This window comes from Nocardia nova NBRC 15556 (assembly GCF_001613005.1).
GTDB classification, from domain to species: Bacteria; Actinomycetota; Actinomycetes; order Mycobacteriales; family Mycobacteriaceae; genus Nocardia; species Nocardia nova.
Genome location: NZ_BDBN01000098.1, coordinates 1 through 15,414 on the forward strand (window position 1 = coordinate 1; position 15,414 = coordinate 15,414).

Annotated in this window: 13 protein-coding genes; 3 read left to right on the forward strand and 10 right to left on the reverse strand. The window is 67.4% G+C overall.

The window, feature by feature from the left end; genetic code table 11:
* Both smc and NN2_RS30105 read right to left on the reverse strand, forming a co-directional pair.
* On the reverse strand, positions 1-2,503 hold a 2,503-nt coding region (gene smc / locus NN2_RS30100; protein WP_063018022.1), incomplete at its 3' end, for a chromosome segregation protein SMC.
* An 88-nt stretch (positions 2,504-2,591) separates the two neighbouring features.
* A complete protein-coding gene (locus tag NN2_RS30105; RefSeq protein ID WP_146098618.1) occupies positions 2,592-3,029 on the reverse strand; it encodes a hypothetical protein in 438 nt (145 codons plus the stop codon).
* Positions 3,030-3,224: 195 nt separating this feature from the next.
* Here NN2_RS30105 and NN2_RS30110 point away from each other — a divergent pair, with 195 nt between their 5' ends.
* Positions 3,225-4,457 (forward strand): acyl-CoA dehydrogenase family protein, encoded by a 1,233-nt coding sequence (locus tag NN2_RS30110; RefSeq protein ID WP_063018024.1) that lies wholly within the window; start codon positions 3,225-3,227, stop codon positions 4,455-4,457.
* 3 nt (positions 4,458-4,460) lie between these two features.
* Positions 4,461-5,585 (forward strand): acyl-CoA dehydrogenase family protein, encoded by a 1,125-nt coding sequence (locus NN2_RS30115; RefSeq protein WP_063018026.1) that lies wholly within the window; start codon positions 4,461-4,463, stop codon positions 5,583-5,585.
* 176 nt (positions 5,586-5,761) lie between these two features.
* Here NN2_RS30115 and thpD read toward each other — a convergent pair whose 3' ends face one another.
* The 6 genes from thpD to NN2_RS30145 form a co-directional block, all read right to left on the reverse strand.
* Positions 5,762-6,643, reverse strand: a complete 882-nt coding sequence (gene thpD / locus NN2_RS30120; RefSeq protein WP_063018028.1) for an ectoine hydroxylase — start codon at positions 6,641-6,643, stop codon at positions 5,762-5,764.
* 27 nt (positions 6,644-6,670) lie between these two features.
* The gene (locus NN2_RS30125; RefSeq protein WP_030513045.1) at positions 6,671-7,063 is read right to left on the reverse strand and encodes an ectoine synthase; all 393 of its coding nucleotides are present in this window, start codon (positions 7,061-7,063) and stop codon (positions 6,671-6,673) included.
* Positions 7,064-7,065: 2 nt separating this feature from the next.
* On the reverse strand, positions 7,066-8,328 hold the full coding sequence (gene ectB / locus NN2_RS30130; RefSeq protein ID WP_030513044.1) for a diaminobutyrate--2-oxoglutarate transaminase: 1,263 nt from the start codon (positions 8,326-8,328) through the stop codon (positions 7,066-7,068).
* Positions 8,329-8,340: 12 nt separating this feature from the next.
* Positions 8,341-8,790, reverse strand: a complete 450-nt coding sequence (ectA, locus tag NN2_RS30135; protein WP_228794116.1) for a diaminobutyrate acetyltransferase — start codon at positions 8,788-8,790, stop codon at positions 8,341-8,343.
* A 169-nt stretch (positions 8,791-8,959) separates the two neighbouring features.
* Positions 8,960-9,997: a sensor histidine kinase gene (locus NN2_RS30140; protein WP_063018034.1), complete on the reverse strand. Its 1,038-nt coding sequence runs from the start codon at positions 9,995-9,997 to the stop codon at positions 8,960-8,962.
* Entirely contained in the window at positions 9,984-10,694 is a 711-nt protein-coding gene (locus tag NN2_RS30145) for a response regulator transcription factor (protein ID WP_030513041.1), read from the reverse strand. The genes NN2_RS30140 and NN2_RS30145 overlap by 14 nt, the downstream gene beginning before the upstream one ends.
* 356 nt (positions 10,695-11,050) lie before the next feature.
* On the opposite strand from NN2_RS30145, the gene NN2_RS30150 reads away from it, so the two are divergent.
* Positions 11,051-12,283, forward strand: a complete 1,233-nt coding sequence (locus NN2_RS30150) for a L,D-transpeptidase (protein ID WP_030513040.1) — start codon at positions 11,051-11,053, stop codon at positions 12,281-12,283.
* A 51-nt stretch (positions 12,284-12,334) separates the two neighbouring features.
* Here NN2_RS30150 and NN2_RS30155 read toward each other — a convergent pair whose 3' ends face one another.
* Both NN2_RS30155 and kdpB read right to left on the reverse strand, forming a co-directional pair.
* Positions 12,335-13,243 (reverse strand): potassium-transporting ATPase subunit C, encoded by a 909-nt coding sequence (locus NN2_RS30155; protein ID WP_063018062.1) that lies wholly within the window; start codon positions 13,241-13,243, stop codon positions 12,335-12,337.
* A gap of 16 nt (positions 13,244-13,259) precedes the next feature.
* Positions 13,260-15,413 carry a potassium-transporting ATPase subunit KdpB gene (kdpB, locus tag NN2_RS30160; RefSeq protein ID WP_063018036.1) on the reverse strand — a complete coding sequence of 718 codons (2,154 nt, stop codon included), beginning with the start codon at positions 15,411-15,413 and terminating at the stop codon, positions 13,260-13,262.
* Position 15,414: the final 1 nt, after the last annotated feature.

The following is a 15,414-nucleotide window of genomic DNA, read 5'->3' on the forward strand; positions in this document are numbered from 1 at the left end:
CGGCCCGGGCGCGGGTCTCGCGTTCGGCGCGGGCCGCACGACGCAGCGAATCCGCTTTGCCCCGTACCGATTCCGCGCGCTCCTCGGCGGTGCGCACCGACAGCCGGGCCTCCACCTCCATGGCACGGGCCTCGGCCAGCGCCGCGGCGGCCTGTTCACGCTCCTGCCCGGCGGTGTCGGTGCCCGCGTCGGCATCGGAATCCAGATCGGACTGTTCGGATTCGGCATGACGCAGCCGGCCCTCGAGTTCGGCCAGGGCCGTCAGATTCTGGTCGCGCGCGGTTTCGGCCTCGGCGCGCTGGGTCAGCAGCCGCTCGTATTCGGACTGGGCGCTGCGCGCCGTCGCGCCGAGGCGACCCAGCCGGTCGTAGATCGCGACCAACGCCTGATCGGATTCGTGCAAGGCCAGCAACGCCTGGTCGACGGCCTGTTTGCGATCGCTCTGCTCGGCCAGCGCACCCGACAGCGCGGCCTCGACCTCCTCGGCCTGCCGCTGCCACGACACCAGTTCGGCCGCGGCGGCATCGATCTCGGCCTGCACCTCGATCTGGCTCGGCGCGCGGTCCGAGCCGCCGAGCACCCAGCCCGAACCGCTCAGATCCCCGTCGCGGGTCACCACCCGCAATTCCGGCCGGGCGGAGAGGACTTCGACCGCCTGCGCCAGATCGTCGACGACCACGGTGCCGACGGTGAGGGCCGCGACCGCACCCCGCAGCCGGTCGGGACAATCGACCACCTCGACGAGCGGGCGCACTCCCGCGGGTAGATCACCGATCTCGCCACCGGGTTGCGCCGCACCGCCGTAGACAACGGCCGCGCGGCCACCGTCGGCCTCCTTCAGCGCCCGCACCGCCGCCTGCGCGGTGGGGTGCGCGTCGGCGGCGATAGCGTCGGCCAGCGGCCCGAGCGCGGCGGCCACGGCGGCCTCGAATCCGCTGTGCACCCGCACCATCGCCGACAGCCGGCCCTGCAAACCGTCGGCGCGGTTGTCCAGCAGCCAGGCGCCGCCGTCCTTGCGGGCCAGGCCCATGGTCAGCGCCTCGATGCGGGCGGTCAGCGAGGCGACCTTCTTCCCGGCCTCGCGGTCGCGTTCGCGCAGTTCGGTAACCCGCGCATCGGCCAGTTCCAGCGCCTGGGCGGCGTGTTCGTAGGCGGCGTCGAGCCCTTCCTCACCGGCGTCGAGTTCGCTCAATTCGGTTTGCACGGCCTCGAATTCGGCCTCGGCGGCATCCCCGCGCTGCCGGGCGGCGGCCAGCGACTCCGACAGCCGGGCGATATCGCCGTCGGCCGATTGGGCGCGGTGGCGCAGCGTATCCACCTGACCGGCAAGACGAGCCAGGCCCTCACGCCGATCGGCGATGGCGCGCACCGCGGCCAGGTGGGCCTGTTCGGCGGCCTTGGCGGCCTGCTCACGATCGAGCAACTGATCGCGAGCGGCCTCCAGGGTCGCCGTGGCCACCTCGACCGCCTCGAGCAGTTCGGCCTCCTCGGCCTGCACCCGATCCGCCTCGGCCTCGAGCTGTTCCGGATCGCGGCCGGTCCCGGTGGGCTGTTCGATGGTGAGGTTGCGAGCCCGGTCCCGGGCGATCCGGATGGTCGCGTTGACCCGCTCCACCAGCGCCGAGAGCTGGAACCAGGTCTGCGCGGCCGCCTCGGCGCCGGGAGTGAGCCGCGAGAGCTGGAATTCCTGCTGCGCCAGCGCGGCATTGGCGGCATCCAGTTCCGCCTGCACGTTGATCTGCTGTTCGCGGGCGAAGGCTTCCTTGCTCTGCTGACTTTCCAGTTCACGCCGGCGCGCCACCAGATCGTCGGCGGCCAGTCGTAGCCGGGCATCGCGCAATTCGGCCTGGACGGTGGCCGCGCGCCGGGCCACCTCGGCCTGGCGGCCCAGCGGTTTGAGCTGACGGCGCAGTTCGGTGGTGAGGTCGGTCAGACGAGCCAGGTTGGCCTGCATCGCATCGAGTTTGCGCACCGCCTTCTCTTTGCGCTTGCGGTGCTTGAGCACGCCCGCGGCCTCTTCGATGAAGGCGCGGCGGTCCTCGGGGCGCGATTCCAGAATCGCCGACAGCTGGCCCTGGCCGACGATGACGTGCATTTCCCGGCCGATGCCGGAGTCCGAGAGCAGTTCCTGGACATCCATCAGCCGGCAGGAGTTGCCGTTGATCTCGTATTCACCGGCGCCGTCGCGGAACATCCGGCGGGTGATCGAGACCTCGGAGTAGTCGATGGGCAGTGCGCCGTCGGAATTGTCGATGGTCAGCGTGACTTCGGCGCGGCCCAGCGGCGCCCGTCCGGCGGTCCCGGCGAAGATGACGTCCTGCATCTTGCCGCCCCGCAGCGCCTTGGCGCCCTGCTCCCCCATCACCCAGGTCAGCGCGTCGACGACGTTCGATTTACCGGACCCGTTCGGCCCCACCACACAGGTGATGCCGGGCTCGAGCCGCAGCGTCGTCGCGGACGCGAAGGATTTGAATCCCTTCAGCGTCAGACTCTTCAGGTGCACAGTCGGTCAGGCTACCCGGTCAGGCCTCGTTGCCGGACGGATGCCGGGCGAACGTGTTCGCCCGGCATCCGTCGAATCGGGGCCGGAATCAGGCGGCGGTGACGGTCAGCGTGTAGTCGCTGGGCGAGCCGTCGGCGGAGGTGACGGTGATCTGGTAGTCGAGGCCGTCGGCGACGATCTCGGCGTGCGGAACCTCGGTGGCGGCCATCGGGCCGACCAGCGGGCCGACGGTCACCCGGGCGTTGCCGTTGTTCGAGGTGACGTCGAAGATCAGCTTCTGCCCCTGCGCGGACGCGATGGAGTAGTTGTCCAACTTGCCCTCGGCCACGGTGCCGCTGCCGCCGGTGCTGTTCTGGCCGGGGGCGATCACCAGTCGGGTGACGGCGCCGGGCAGCGCGGGCACGCCCGGCAGCGGCTGAGCGGAGGCGACGCCACCGGCGACCGCGAAGGTGGCCGCGGCGATCAGCGTGACGAGCACGGCCGGAACGGCGCGCACGAACAGACGAAGTACTCGAGATGCGTACATGGACCCACATCTTTCCTCACACCATGCGCAAGATCGCAAGTCCCGGCACGGGTTTCGCGTTCCGACACGCCGTCGCCCACCAGCCCGCCACCGCCCCGGCACACCGCCCGCAATCGCAATAAGTTAACGACCATTTGCGCTCGACCCGAAGTAAATGAGAAGGTAGAGGCCCGTTTATCGCACAAGGAGTTCTTCGTGAATCTGGACTGGTCGCCCACCGATCTGGCGTTTCGCGACGAGGTGCGGCGCTTCCTGGACGAGAATTTGACCCCGGAACTACGTCGCGCCGGTCAGCTCGCCACCAGCGTGTACCCGGATCACGAGGCCAGCATGCAGTGGCAGCACATCCTGCACGCCCGTGGCTGGGCCGCGCCGGCCTGGCCGGTCGCCCACGGCGGCTGTGACTGGAGCATGACGCAGCACTACATCTTCGATCGTGAATCCACCCTCGCGGGCGCGCCCGCACTCTCGCCCATGGGCATCCGGATGGTCGCGCACGCGATCATCGCCTTCGGCACCCCCGAACAGAAGGACTACTTCCTGCCGCGCATCCTCACCGGCGAAGTGTTCTTCTGCCAGGGCTATTCCGAGCCCGAGGCCGGTTCCGATCTGGCCTCGCTGACCATGGCCGCGGTGTCCGACGGTGACGATCTGGTGTGCACCGGTTCCAAGATCTGGACCACGCACGCCACCGAGGCGAACTGGATCTTCGCCCTGGTCCGCACCTCGAAACTGGAACGCAAACAGCAGGGCATCACCTTCGTGCTGATCCCGATGGACACCCCCGGCATCGAGATCCGGCCGCTGGTCATGACCTCGGGCGAACAGGTCCAGAACCAGGTGTTCTTCGATCAGGTGCGGGTGTCGAAGACCAACGTCATCGGCCGCATCGACGAGGGCTGGACGGTCGCCAAACACCTGCTGAACTTCGAGCGCGGCGGTTCGGCCTACGGTCCCGCGCTGCAGGTGCTGGCCGAATCGCTGGCCGAGCACGCCGCCGGACAGCTCGGCTTCGCCGGCGGCAGTCTGCTCGACGAACCGGCCTTCGCGGCGAAACTGGCCGACGCGCGCATCCGCGCCGACGTGCTGGAGATCCTGGAATACCGCACGATGTCGGCGATTTCGCGGGGTAAGGATCCGGGCCCGGCCGCCTCCACGATCAAGATCCTGGGCACCGAACTGAGCCAGCGGCTCACCGAATTGGCCCTCGAGGCCGCCGGTCCGCGCGGGCGTGCCTATCAGCCGCACGCTGCCATGCCGGGCGGTCCGGTCGCCGACTTCGTCGCTCCCGCCGACGGATATCTCAGCGGCGAACCGTGGCAGGCCGTCGCGCCGCTGCGGTACTTCAACGACCGCGCGGGCTCGATCTACGCGGGCAGCAACGAGATTCAGCGCAACATCATCGCCAAGGCAACCCTGGGACTGTGAGAGATGGACTTCGAATTCACTGCCGAACAGCAACTGCTCCGTGACACGGTCACCGAATTTCTCGCCGCCCGTTACGATCTGGAGAAAAGCCGGGCCGCGGCACGGGTCGGCGCCGGTCACCAGCCCGAGATCTGGCGCGGCTTCGCCGAGGAGGTCGGCATCCTGGGCGCCGCCCTGCCCGAGAGCGTGGGCGGATTCGACGGCGGCCCCATCGAGACCATGATCATCGCCGAGGCGCTCGGCGGCGCCCTGGTCGTCGAACCCTATGTCGACACCGCCGTCCTGGGCGGCGGACTGCTGCGCCGCGCGGGTGGCGCCCGGGCCGAGGAACTGTTGCGCGGCATCGTCGACGGTTCCGTGATCACGGCCTTCGCCGCCCTGGAAGCCGACTCCGGCTACGACCCCGCGCGCGTCGCCACGACCGCTCGCCGCGACGGCGACGACTGGGTCCTCGACGGCGCCAAGGCGGTGGTGACCACTGCGCCGCTGGCGACCCACCTGCTGGTGACGGCACGCACCTCCGACGCGGCGGGGCTGTCGCTGTTCCTGGTGCCGGCCGATGCGGCCGGTCTGACGCAGCATCCGTATCGCACGATCGACGAACGCCGCGCGGCCGATCTGGTTCTCGACGCCGTCCGGGTTCCCGCCGATGCGCTGCTGGGCGACGAGGGAACGGCCGACGCGTCGATCGAGCGCTCGATCGACGAGGCGATCGCCGCCATCTGCGCAGAGGCCGTGGGCGGCATGCGGCGGGTACTCGCCGACACCGTCGAATACAGCAAGCAGCGCCGCCAGTTCGGCGTGCCGATCGCCAGTTTCCAGGTGCTGCAACACCGCATGGTCGATATGCATCTGGAGCTGGAACAGGCCGTGGCCGCCACCTATCTGGTGACGCTGAAACTCGACGCCGAACCGAAGGTCCGCGCCCGGGCCGCCGCCGCGGCCAAGGCCACCGTCGCCCGCGCCGCCGGCTTCATCGGCCAGCACGCGGTGCAACTGCACGGCGCGATGGGCATGACCGAGGAACTCGCGATCGGGCATTTCTTCAAGCGGCTCACCGCGATTCGCACCGAATGGGGTTCCGCGGACCAGCACATCGCCCGCTACGCCGCGCTGACGCGGGCCTGAGCGGCGCGCACGATCTTCGGGGCGCGGCCCATACCGCCGCGCCCCGGACATGTTTTCGGCCGGAATCCGAATCGGATTCCGGCCGAAAACGCGCCGGGGATGCCGGGCTCGCCCCGCCACCGTCGGGAGCGAACCCGTGCCAATCATCGGTCCCGACGTGATCGGGTCACCCCCGCTCAGCGCACGGGGGTGAAATCGCGCGAGGCGATGTAGGTCGGCCGCGGATGCCCGGCCGAATACGGTTCTTCGAGGGTGTTCTCCACGCTGTTGAACACCAGGAAGACGTTCGACCGCGGGAACGGGGTGATGTTGTTCGAGGAGCCGTGCATGATGTTGGAATCGAACAGCAGCGCCGAACCTCGTGCGCCGGTGAACTGCGCGATGCCGTACTTGTCGGCCAGTTGGGCCAGATCCTCCTGCGCGGGCACCCCGATCTGCTGCTCGCGCAACGATTCCCGGTAGTGCTCGTCAGGAGTCTCACCCTGACACGGCATGAACTGCCGGTGCGAGCCCGGCAGCAGCATCAGGCTGCCGTTGAACGGGTAGTTGTCGGTCAGCGCGATCGACAGGCTCACCGCACGCGGTGAGGGCATCCCGTCCTCGGCGTGCCAGGTCTCGAAATCCGAATGCCAGTAGAAACCGGCACCCTCGAATCCGGGCATGTAGTTGACCCGGCTCTGATGGATGTAGACCTCGGAACCGAGAATCTGGCGAGCCATCCCGACGATCCGCTCGTCACGCACCAGCTCCGCTACCACGGCGCTGATCTTGTGCACCTCGAAGATCGAGCGGACGCTGTTCGACTTCTTCTCGATGATCACCCGCTCGTCGGCACGCAACACCGGATCGGCGGCCAGCCGATCGATGTCGGCGGCGATATCGGCCACCTCCATCGGGGTCAGCAATTCGTCGAGGATCGCGTACCCATCGGCATCGAAATTCTGCAGCTCCGGCGAGGTCACCGTGCCCCACACCGTGGGGTCGGTGCGCTCCACCGGCGGTACCGCTACGGCCGTTCTGGTCCGATAGCGGTCGATTCGACTCTCCGCCAACGTCATCGCGGCGTCGTCCTCCTCACTACATCACTACTCGCCTACGGCCACCAACGGGTAGACACCGTTCTCGTCGTGAACTTCCTTGCCCGTGACCGGCGGATTGAACACACACAGCATCCGCATCAGCGTGCGGGTCTCGACCCGATGCCGCTCGTGCCCGTTGAGCAGGTACATCGTTCCCGGCGCCAGGTCGTAGGTGACGTCGTTGGTCAGATCCGTGAGCGTGCCCTCGCCCTCCACCAGCCACACCGCTTCGACGTGGTTCTGGTAGTGGAACTCGTGCACGGTGTTCGGCTGAATCGTCGTCTCGTGGAAGGAGAAACCCACCCCGTCGCCGCCGAGGATGATCCGCTTGCTGCGCCAGTCCTCGGCCGCGACGTCGCGGTCGGTTCCGGTGATCTCGGCAGTGGTACGCACGATCATGGTCAGTTGCCTCCTCGGGCCATGTCGACCGCCCGGTCCAGGATGCCCAGGCCATGGTCGAGTTCGTCGTCGGTAATGGTCAGCGGCGGCAGCAGCTTGACCACCTGGTCTTCGGCGCCGGAGGTCTCCACCAGCAGGCCCTCCTCGAAGGCGATGCTGCTGACCTTGCCCGCCTCCGAGGCGTCGTCGAACACCAGTCCCTGCACCAGCCCGCGTCCGCGGGTCGAGACACCCTCGAAGTTCTCCGAGAGCGCCTCGAACGACTTTCGGATCTTCTCGCCCTTGGCGGCGGTGGAGGCCTCGAGACGGTCGTCGGTCCAGTAGTGCTCGAGCGCCACGCGGGCGGTCACGAACGCCGGGTTGTTGCCGCGGAAGGTGCCGTTGTGCTCACCGGGCGCCCACTGGTCCAGCTCGCGCTTCATCAGCACCAGCGCCAGCGGCAGGCCGTAGCCGCCGATCGACTTCGACAGCGTGACGATGTCCGGGGTGATGCCGGCGATCTCGAAGGAGAAGAACGGGCCGGTCCGGCCGCAGCCCATCTGCACGTCGTCGACGATGAGCAGAATTCCGCGCGCGGCGCACAGCTCCGACAGGTGCCGAAGCCACTGCGCCCGAGCGACGTTCACGCCGCCCTCACCCTGCACGGTTTCCACGATCACCGCCGCGGGCTTGTCCACACCGGAGGAATTGTCATCGAGGACCCGCTCCATCCATGCCAGATCGTCGGTGCCGTCCAGATACCCGTCGTAGGGCATCGGATTCACGTGATTCAACGGTACTCCGGCGCCCGCGCGCTTGGTCGCGTTACCGGTCACCGAGAGCGCACCGAGGGTCATGCCGTGGAATGCGTTGGTGAAATTCAGAATCGACGTGCGGCCGGTCACCTTGCGGGCCAGTTTCAGCGCCGATTCCACCGCGTTCGCACCGGTGGGGCCGGGGAACTGGACCTTGTAATCGAGGCCGCGCGGATCCAGCAGAACCTTGTTGATCGTCTCCAGCAATTCACGCTTCGCGACGGTCGACATATCGAGTCCGTGCGTAATTCCGTCACGGGCGATGTAATCGATCAATGCTTCTTTGAGAACGGGATTGTTGTGCCCGTAGTTGAGCGCTCCGGCGCCCGCGAAGAAATCGAGGTAATCACGTCCGCTACCGTCGCGCAGCCAAGCGCCGGAGGCGGTGTCGAACAGCGTGGGCCAGGAACGGCAATATCCACGGACATTCGATTCGAGCGATTCGAAAACGGTCATCTCAGCGGTGGTCATCGATGATCCTTCCTATCGTTTTGCGTCACTCTGCAGTGGCGCGATCCGGTACAGGTCCTCCGATTCGTGCCCGTCCGGAAAATCTTCTGGCTCGAACAACGTCTCCCGCGTCATTTCCGCGTCACGGCGCCGGGCCAGTGACGCGAACATTGCCAGCGAGGCTTCGTTGTCCGGCGAAACGGTTGTCTCCAACTTCGAAACACCTTGGTCGGCAACGTCTTCGACGAGCCGATCCAGCATTGCTACGCCCACTCCGCGGCCGCGGAAGGCGTGATCGACGGCTACCTGCCAGATGAACAGTGTGTCCGGCGATTCCGGGCGCAGATATCCGGTGACGAATCCTGCTATCTCCGAGTCGATTTCGGCCACGACGGTGGTCGAGGCGAAGTCACGACTCCAGAGCAGATACGCGTAACTCGAATTGGCGTCGAGCACTTGGGAATCCACTGCGATTCGCCACATCCGCGCTCCGTCGTCCACCCGCGGCCGACGAATCAGCGTCTGGGTCGAAACGTTCCGACGGCCGTTCCGCTCGTCGGTTGCCGGAGAACTGAATGACATACTCCGCGTTCGGGTCTGCATCACCTCTTCAGAATTGCCCGCGAACGTTGAGGTCTATCGTGCGACTACTTTACGGTTGTGTTACAGAAGTATGATCGGTGAATTTCGTCACGGTGGGCAACCACACCATGAATCGCGCCCCGCCGCCGGGACGGTCGTCACATTTCACGCGGCCGCCGTGGGCGGCCACCGTTTCGGCCACCAAAGCCAATCCGATGCCGGTGCCCGACCGTTTCCCGCGGCGGACGGTCACGAATCTTTCGAAGATGCGTTGCCGATCCTGCGGGGCGACTCCCGGACCGGCGTCGTCGACCGTGATCACCATTTCGTCGCCGGCGCGCGCGACGCCCACCGCGATCACTCCGCCACCGTGCCGCTGCGCATTCTCGAGCAAATTCACCAGGGCACGCTCGAGTTCGAGCTTTCGCCCGGTCACGATTCCGTCGTCGGCGACGGTCAGCAGTTCCGGTGAATAATGCATTTCCGCGAGGGTGTGGGTGAGCAGTTCGCGCACCGACAGCGGTTCGGCGTCGGCGCCGTGCATCCGCGCCTCGGCCCGGGCCAGCGCCAGCAGATCGTCGAGCAGTCTGCGCAGATGGTCGAGTTCGGCGCGGACCAGCTCCAGCGCCCGCCGCGACCGTTCCGGCAGTTGATCCTCGTAGCGCGACATCACTCCGACGCTGGTGGTGAGCGTGGTCAGCGGGGTGCGGAGCTCGTGGCTCACGTCACCGACCAGCCGGCGCTCGCGATCGATGCGGTTCTGCAGCGAGTCGACCATGGTGTTGAACGCGTCCACGGTCGGGGCGAGATCGGGATCGTCGGTATCGGGCAACCGGGTGCCGAGCTCACCGGAGGCGATCTTGGCCGCGGTGCCGGTGACCTGGCGTAACGGTTCCAGCAAACGGTGCGACAGCCAGATTCCGAAGATCGCGCCGATCACGGTGCCGCCGAGCGCGCAGGCCAGTGCGGTGCCCCATCCGCCGCCGTCGATCCTCGCGATCAACACCGCCAGCAAGGCCGAGACCAGGCCCGTGACGGTGAAAGCGACGATCACGCGACCGCGCAGAATCTGGCGGCGGGGCAGGCGCGGAAATCTAGCGCTGCACATCGAGGCGGTAGCCGAGCCCGCGCACGGTTACCACGATCGCCGGCTCCGACGGGTCGCGCTCGATCTTGGTCCGCAGCCGCCGGACGTGCACGTCCACGATCCGCTCGTCACCGAAGAACCCACGGTCCCAGACCCTTTCGAGCAGGACGCTGCGCGACAGCACCCGCCCGGGAGTCTCGGCCAGTTCGCACAGCAGCCGGAATTCGGTGAGGGTGAGGTGCAACTCCTCGTCGCCGCGGTGCACAGTGCCGCCGTCGGCCGAAAGCACCAGCGGCGCTTCGGGATAGGCGTCGAGCACGACCTCCTGCGGGGCCGGCGGCTCCACGGTTTGCTGGGCGCGGCGGCGCAGCGCCCGCATCCGCGCGGTGATCTCCTTGATCTCGAACGGCTTGGTGACGAAGTCGTCGGCGCCGGCCTCCAAGGCGGCCACCACGTCGTGAGTGTCGTCACGCGCGCTGACCACGATGATCGGCACGTCGTGATCGCGACGAATCTCACGAATACAGGTGAATCCGTCCATCTCCCCCAGCATCAGATCCACGATCATCACATCCGGTGCGCCGTTGTCACGCAGATGTTCGAGCGCATCCTCGGCCTCCTCGGCCTCGGCGACGTCGTAGCCCTCGTCCTCCATGGCCAGCCGCAGCGCACTGCGGACCCGGTCGTCGTCCTCTACGATCATCAAATTTGCACTCATCGTCACACCTCGTCCAGCTGCGCGTCATCGGAGCGTGGTTCCCCGACCCGTCCGTTCCTCAGCAGTGCGAGCGGCCGCGCAGCCTGTGGTCTCGCACCGTTCTCTCATAACCACACATCCCTAACAGACATCGGTGGCGGACCACACGACGCCGGGCACGCCGGTCGATCGGTCACTGAGCGCCCACTGGGCACACAACAGTAACTGGAGTACCCGGCGCGACGATGCGTAAACACGGGGCAACACCACCGAGGTGCAAGCACCTGAAAAAGCCCCGTAAACTACGTACCGAGACAGTAAGGCGATTGGTGCGCTGCGGGGGCTTGCCCAGGCGCACGGCTAACGCAGGAGACACCATGTCCACTCGCCGCTGCCGATTCAGTGTTGCGCTCGGGGTTATCGCCCTGGTGACAACGCTGATGGCCGCGTGCTCGTCATCCCCGGATCCCGCGTCGAATCCGACGCGGGGCACCCCGGGGCCCGCCGCGCCGGCCATTGCGATGGTCCCGGCCACGGGGAGTGCCGACGTCGATCCGCTCGGCACCATCGAGGTGAGCGCAACCGACGGCATCCTCACGGATGTGACGTTGACCAACGAAGAAGGCAAACAGGTCGACGGCACGCTCAATCCGGAGCGGACCGCGTGGAAACCGAAGGTTCCGCTCGGTTACGGGCACAACTACACCATGACCGCCAAGGGCATCACCGTCACCGGACCCAGCGGTCCGATGACGTCGTCGTTCACCACGCTCACTCCCAGCAACCAGGTCAAGGCGTATCTGACCACCACCGGCGGACAGCCGCTGGCCGAGGGCGGAACCTACGGTGTGGGCACGGTCATCGTCGCCCACTTCGACGAGGCGGTCGGTGACCGCGCGGCGGCCGAGAAGCGGCTCTCGGTCACGACCGAACCGCAGGTCCAGGGTTCGTGGTACTGGCTCGACGACAAGAACGCGCACTGGCGCCCGCAGCAGTACTGGCAGCCCGGCACCAAGGTCACCGTCGCGGCGAACATCTTCGGCGCGCAGCTGGGTCCCGGCCTGTTCGGCCAGGAGGACTCCAAGACCAGCTTCACCATCGGCGACTCGCACGTCTCCATCGCCGACGACAACACCCACGAAGTGCAGGTGTTCGAGAACGGCAAACTGATCCGCACCATGCCCACCTCGATGGGACGCGGCGGCAGCGAGCAGGTCGGCGGCAAGACGATCTACTTCAACACCCCCGCGGGCATCTACACCGTGATGGGCAAGGGCAATCCGGTGATCATGGATTCCTCCAGCTACGGCCTGCCGGTGAACTCGCGCCTGGGTTACAAGGAGGCGATCGGCTGGGCCACCCAGATCAGTGGCGACGGGATCTACCTGCACCAGCTCGACTCCACGGTCTGGGCGCAGGGCAATACCGACACCTCGCACGGCTGTCTGAACCTGAACCTGGACAACGCTCGCTGGTTCTACAACTTCGCGGTTCCGGGTGATGTGGTCGAGGTTCGCAACACCAGCGGCCCGCCGCTGCCGTCGTGGAACAACGGCGACTGGATCGTGCCGTGGGATCAGTGGGTGGCCGGCAGCGCGCTGCACTCCTGATCGCCACCGGCACCGATCGCCACGGCACGTCGTGTTCGCGGGCGCCGAGCCTCAGCGCCGCACCGGGTAGCGCTGGTCCAGCGCGAGATTCAGGCCGAGGACGTCGACCCTGGGCTCTCCCAGGACGCCCAGGTCCCGACCGTCGGTATGTGCCGCCACCACAGCGGCGACCTGTTCGGCCGTGACACCCCGGGCGGCCGCCACCCGCGCGCTCTGGATCTGCGCGTAGCGCGGTGAGATGTGCGGATCCAGTCCGGACCCCGACGCGGTGACCGCGTCGGAGGGCACCGGGGTATCGGCCGGCGCGTCACCGCGGACGGGGACGATCAGCCCGGCCGAATAGTCCGTTCCGGGCTGGGCACAGTCCACCCGGACCCCGCGGTAGGCGTCCTGGAACGGCGTCGCCGGGCACGCCTCGTTCACGCTGACGACCTTCGTGGGGGCGGTGACCTGCCCGTGGATGTCGCGGGGGCCGAAGACCGCCAGCACCGCACCGACCCCGCCGGGTGTGCAGAACGGTCGCGCCCCGGAGACGCCCTCGCGCTCGCCGACCTGTTTGCTGCGCGTGCAGACCGTGGTCAGCAAACCGGTCTTCGTCTGCGACGGGTCGGCGGCCAGAGTGTCGACGACGTCCTCGGGACCTTTGTTGCCGAAGCCGGTGTTGGTGGGGTCGTAGCCGTCGGGGCGGCTGCCGTCGGCCGGGGCGGAATTCGAGGGGCGGGTCTGGAAGTACTGCGGCAGCGCCGTGCCGTTGCCGTCGGTGAACGCCTGACCGATGAGGCTGCTGCCCACCAGCTTCCCGTCACGGTGGACGAGCGAACCCTCGGCCCGGTTGTGCAGGCCCGGCAGCTGCGCGACCGCGAAAACGGCCAGCGGATAGGCGATTCCGGTGATCACCGTCAGCACGAGCAGTGCCCGCACGGCGGCCAGATGCTGACGGAACCAGGTGGTGTATCGCATCGAGAACGAAGGCATATCAGGACATCCCAGGCAGGAATCGGACGACAAGGTCGATGAGTTTGATGCCGATGAACGGGGCGACGATGCCGCCCGCCCCATAGATGGCGAGATTGCGGCTGAGCAGTTTCGACGCACTCGAGGGGCGATAGTCGACGCCGCGCAGAGCCAGCGGGATCAGCGCCACGATGACGATCGCGTTGAAGATCACCGCGGACAGGATCGCCGACTGCGGACTGTGCAACCGCATCACGTTGAGCACGTCCAGACCGGGGAACAACGCCACGAACAGTGCGGGAATGATCGCGAAGTACTTCGCGATGTCGTTGGCGATGGAGAAGGTCGTCAGCGCGCCCCGGGTGATCAGCAACTGTTTGCCGATCTCGACGATCTCGATCAACTTGGTCGGATCCGAATCCAGATCGACCATGTTGCCGGCTTCCTTGGCCGCCGACGTTCCGGTGTTCATCGCGACGCCGACATCGGCCTGCGCCAGCGCCGGAGCGTCGTTGGTGCCGTCGCCGGTCATGGCGACCAGGCGCCCGCCGGCCTGTTCGTTCTTGATCAGCGCCAGCTTGTCCTCGGGAGTGGCCTCGGCCAGGAAGTCGTCGACTCCGGCCTCGTCTGCGATCGCCTTGGCGGTCAGCGGGTTGTCGCCGGTGATCATCACGGTGCGAATCCCCATGCGGCGCATCTCGTCGAAGCGCTCCCGCATGCCCTGTTTCACCACATCCTTCAGATGGACCACACCCAGCAGCCGGGCTTTCCCGTCGAGCAATTCGCCGACCACCAGCGGTGTGCCGCCGGAGGCGGAGATGCCGTCCACGGTCCGCCCGACGTCCTCCGGCACCGAACCACCATGGACCCGAACCCATTCCGTGACCGCACTCGCGGCGCCCTTGCGCAACCGATGCCCGTCCCGCAGATCCACCCCCGACATCCGGGTCTGGGCGGTGAACTCCACCCAGTTCGCGCCCGCGAGCTCACCAGGGGTGCGTTCGCGTTTGCCGTATGCGGATTTCGCGAACACCACGATCGAGCGGCCCTCGGGTGTTTCGTCGGCAAGGCTGGAAAGCTGTGCGGCGTCGGCCATCTCGTCCTCGGTGACGCCCGGCATGGCGACGAAGCTCGACGCCTGCCGGTTGCCGAGGGTGATGGTGCCGGTCTTGTCGAGCAGCAGCGTGTTCACATCGCCGGCGGCCTCGACCGCGCGACCCGACATCGCCAGCACATTGCGCTGAACGAGGCGGTCCATGCCCGCGATGCCGATCGCCGACAGCAATGCGCCGATCGTGGTGGGAATCAGGCAGACCAGCAGCGACACCATGACGATGCCGGTGATGCCGTGCGCGTTCAGCGCCGCGCTGTCGCCGACCCCCGGATTGTTCACCTTGGAGAAGATCGCCGGCGGCTGCAACGTCACGACCGCAAACACGAAGATGATCGTCAGCGCGGCCAGCAGGATGTTCAGCGCGATCTCGTTGGGTGTCTTCTGCCGCCTGGCGCCCTCGACCAGCGCGATCATCTTGTCGATGAAACTGCCGCCCGGCTCCTGGGTGATCTCGACGACGATACGGTCCGAGAGCACGGTGGTGCCGCCGGTGACCGCGGACCGGTCGCCGCCGGATTCGCGGATCACCGGCGCGGATTCCCCGGTGATCGCCGATTCGTCGACCGAGGCGATGCCCTCGACGACGTCGCCGTCACCCGGCACCACCTGCCCGGCCTCGACCACGACACAGTCGCCGCGCCGCAGTTCGGGTGCGGGAACCCGCTCCTCGGCCGGCGCCTCGGCGCCCGGATGCCAGTTCACCAGCCGCCGGGCGACGGTGTCGGTCTTGGCTTTTCGCAGCGTATCGGCCTGGGCCTTACCGCGGCCCTCGGCGACGGCCTCGGCCAGGTTGGCGAAGATCACCGTCAGCCACAGCCAGATCACGATCGCCCACGCGAAGACCGTGGGATGGGCGACGGCGAGGATCGTGGACCACAGGGCGCCGATCTCCACGATCAGCATCACCGGATTGCGCCACAGCGTGCGCGGATCCAGTTTGCGCAGGGCCTCGGGCAGCGACCGCGCCAGCAGCGCCGGATCGAACATGCCCCGGGACTTCCGGCGCGAGGAAGGCTCGGCACCGCGCGGGGTGGCCACGGAATCGGTTGTCGGAGCGGTCATG

Bases quoted from the DNA above. Each gene is read 5' to 3' on its own strand.
- NN2_RS30105 (WP_146098618.1), bottom strand. From the start codon at position 3,029: ATGTACGCATCTCGAGTACTTCGTCTGTTCGTGCGCGCCGTTCCGGCC.
- thpD (WP_063018028.1), bottom strand. From the start codon at position 6,643: ATGACGTTGGCGGAGAGTCGAATCGACCGCTATCGGACCAGAACGGCC.
- NN2_RS30155 (WP_063018062.1), bottom strand. From the start codon at position 13,243: ATGCGATACACCACCTGGTTCCGTCAGCATCTGGCCGCCGTGCGGGCA.
- NN2_RS30140 (WP_063018034.1), bottom strand. From the start codon at position 9,997: ATGTGCAGCGCTAGATTTCCGCGCCTGCCCCGCCGCCAGATTCTGCGC.
- ectB (WP_030513044.1), bottom strand. From the start codon at position 8,328: ATGACCACCGCTGAGATGACCGTTTTCGAATCGCTCGAATCGAATGTC.
- NN2_RS30115 (WP_063018026.1), top strand. From the start codon at position 4,461: ATGGACTTCGAATTCACTGCCGAACAGCAACTGCTCCGTGACACGGTC.
- kdpB (WP_063018036.1), bottom strand. From the start codon at position 15,413: ATGACCGCTCCGACAACCGATTCCGTGGCCACCCCGCGCGGTGCCGAG.
- ectA (WP_228794116.1), bottom strand. From the start codon at position 8,790: ATGTGGCGAATCGCAGTGGATTCCCAAGTGCTCGACGCCAATTCGAGT.
- NN2_RS30150 (WP_030513040.1), top strand. From the start codon at position 11,051: ATGTCCACTCGCCGCTGCCGATTCAGTGTTGCGCTCGGGGTTATCGCC.
- NN2_RS30125 (WP_030513045.1), bottom strand. From the start codon at position 7,063: ATGATCGTGCGTACCACTGCCGAGATCACCGGAACCGACCGCGACGTC.
- NN2_RS30145 (WP_030513041.1), bottom strand. From the start codon at position 10,694: ATGAGTGCAAATTTGATGATCGTAGAGGACGACGACCGGGTCCGCAGT.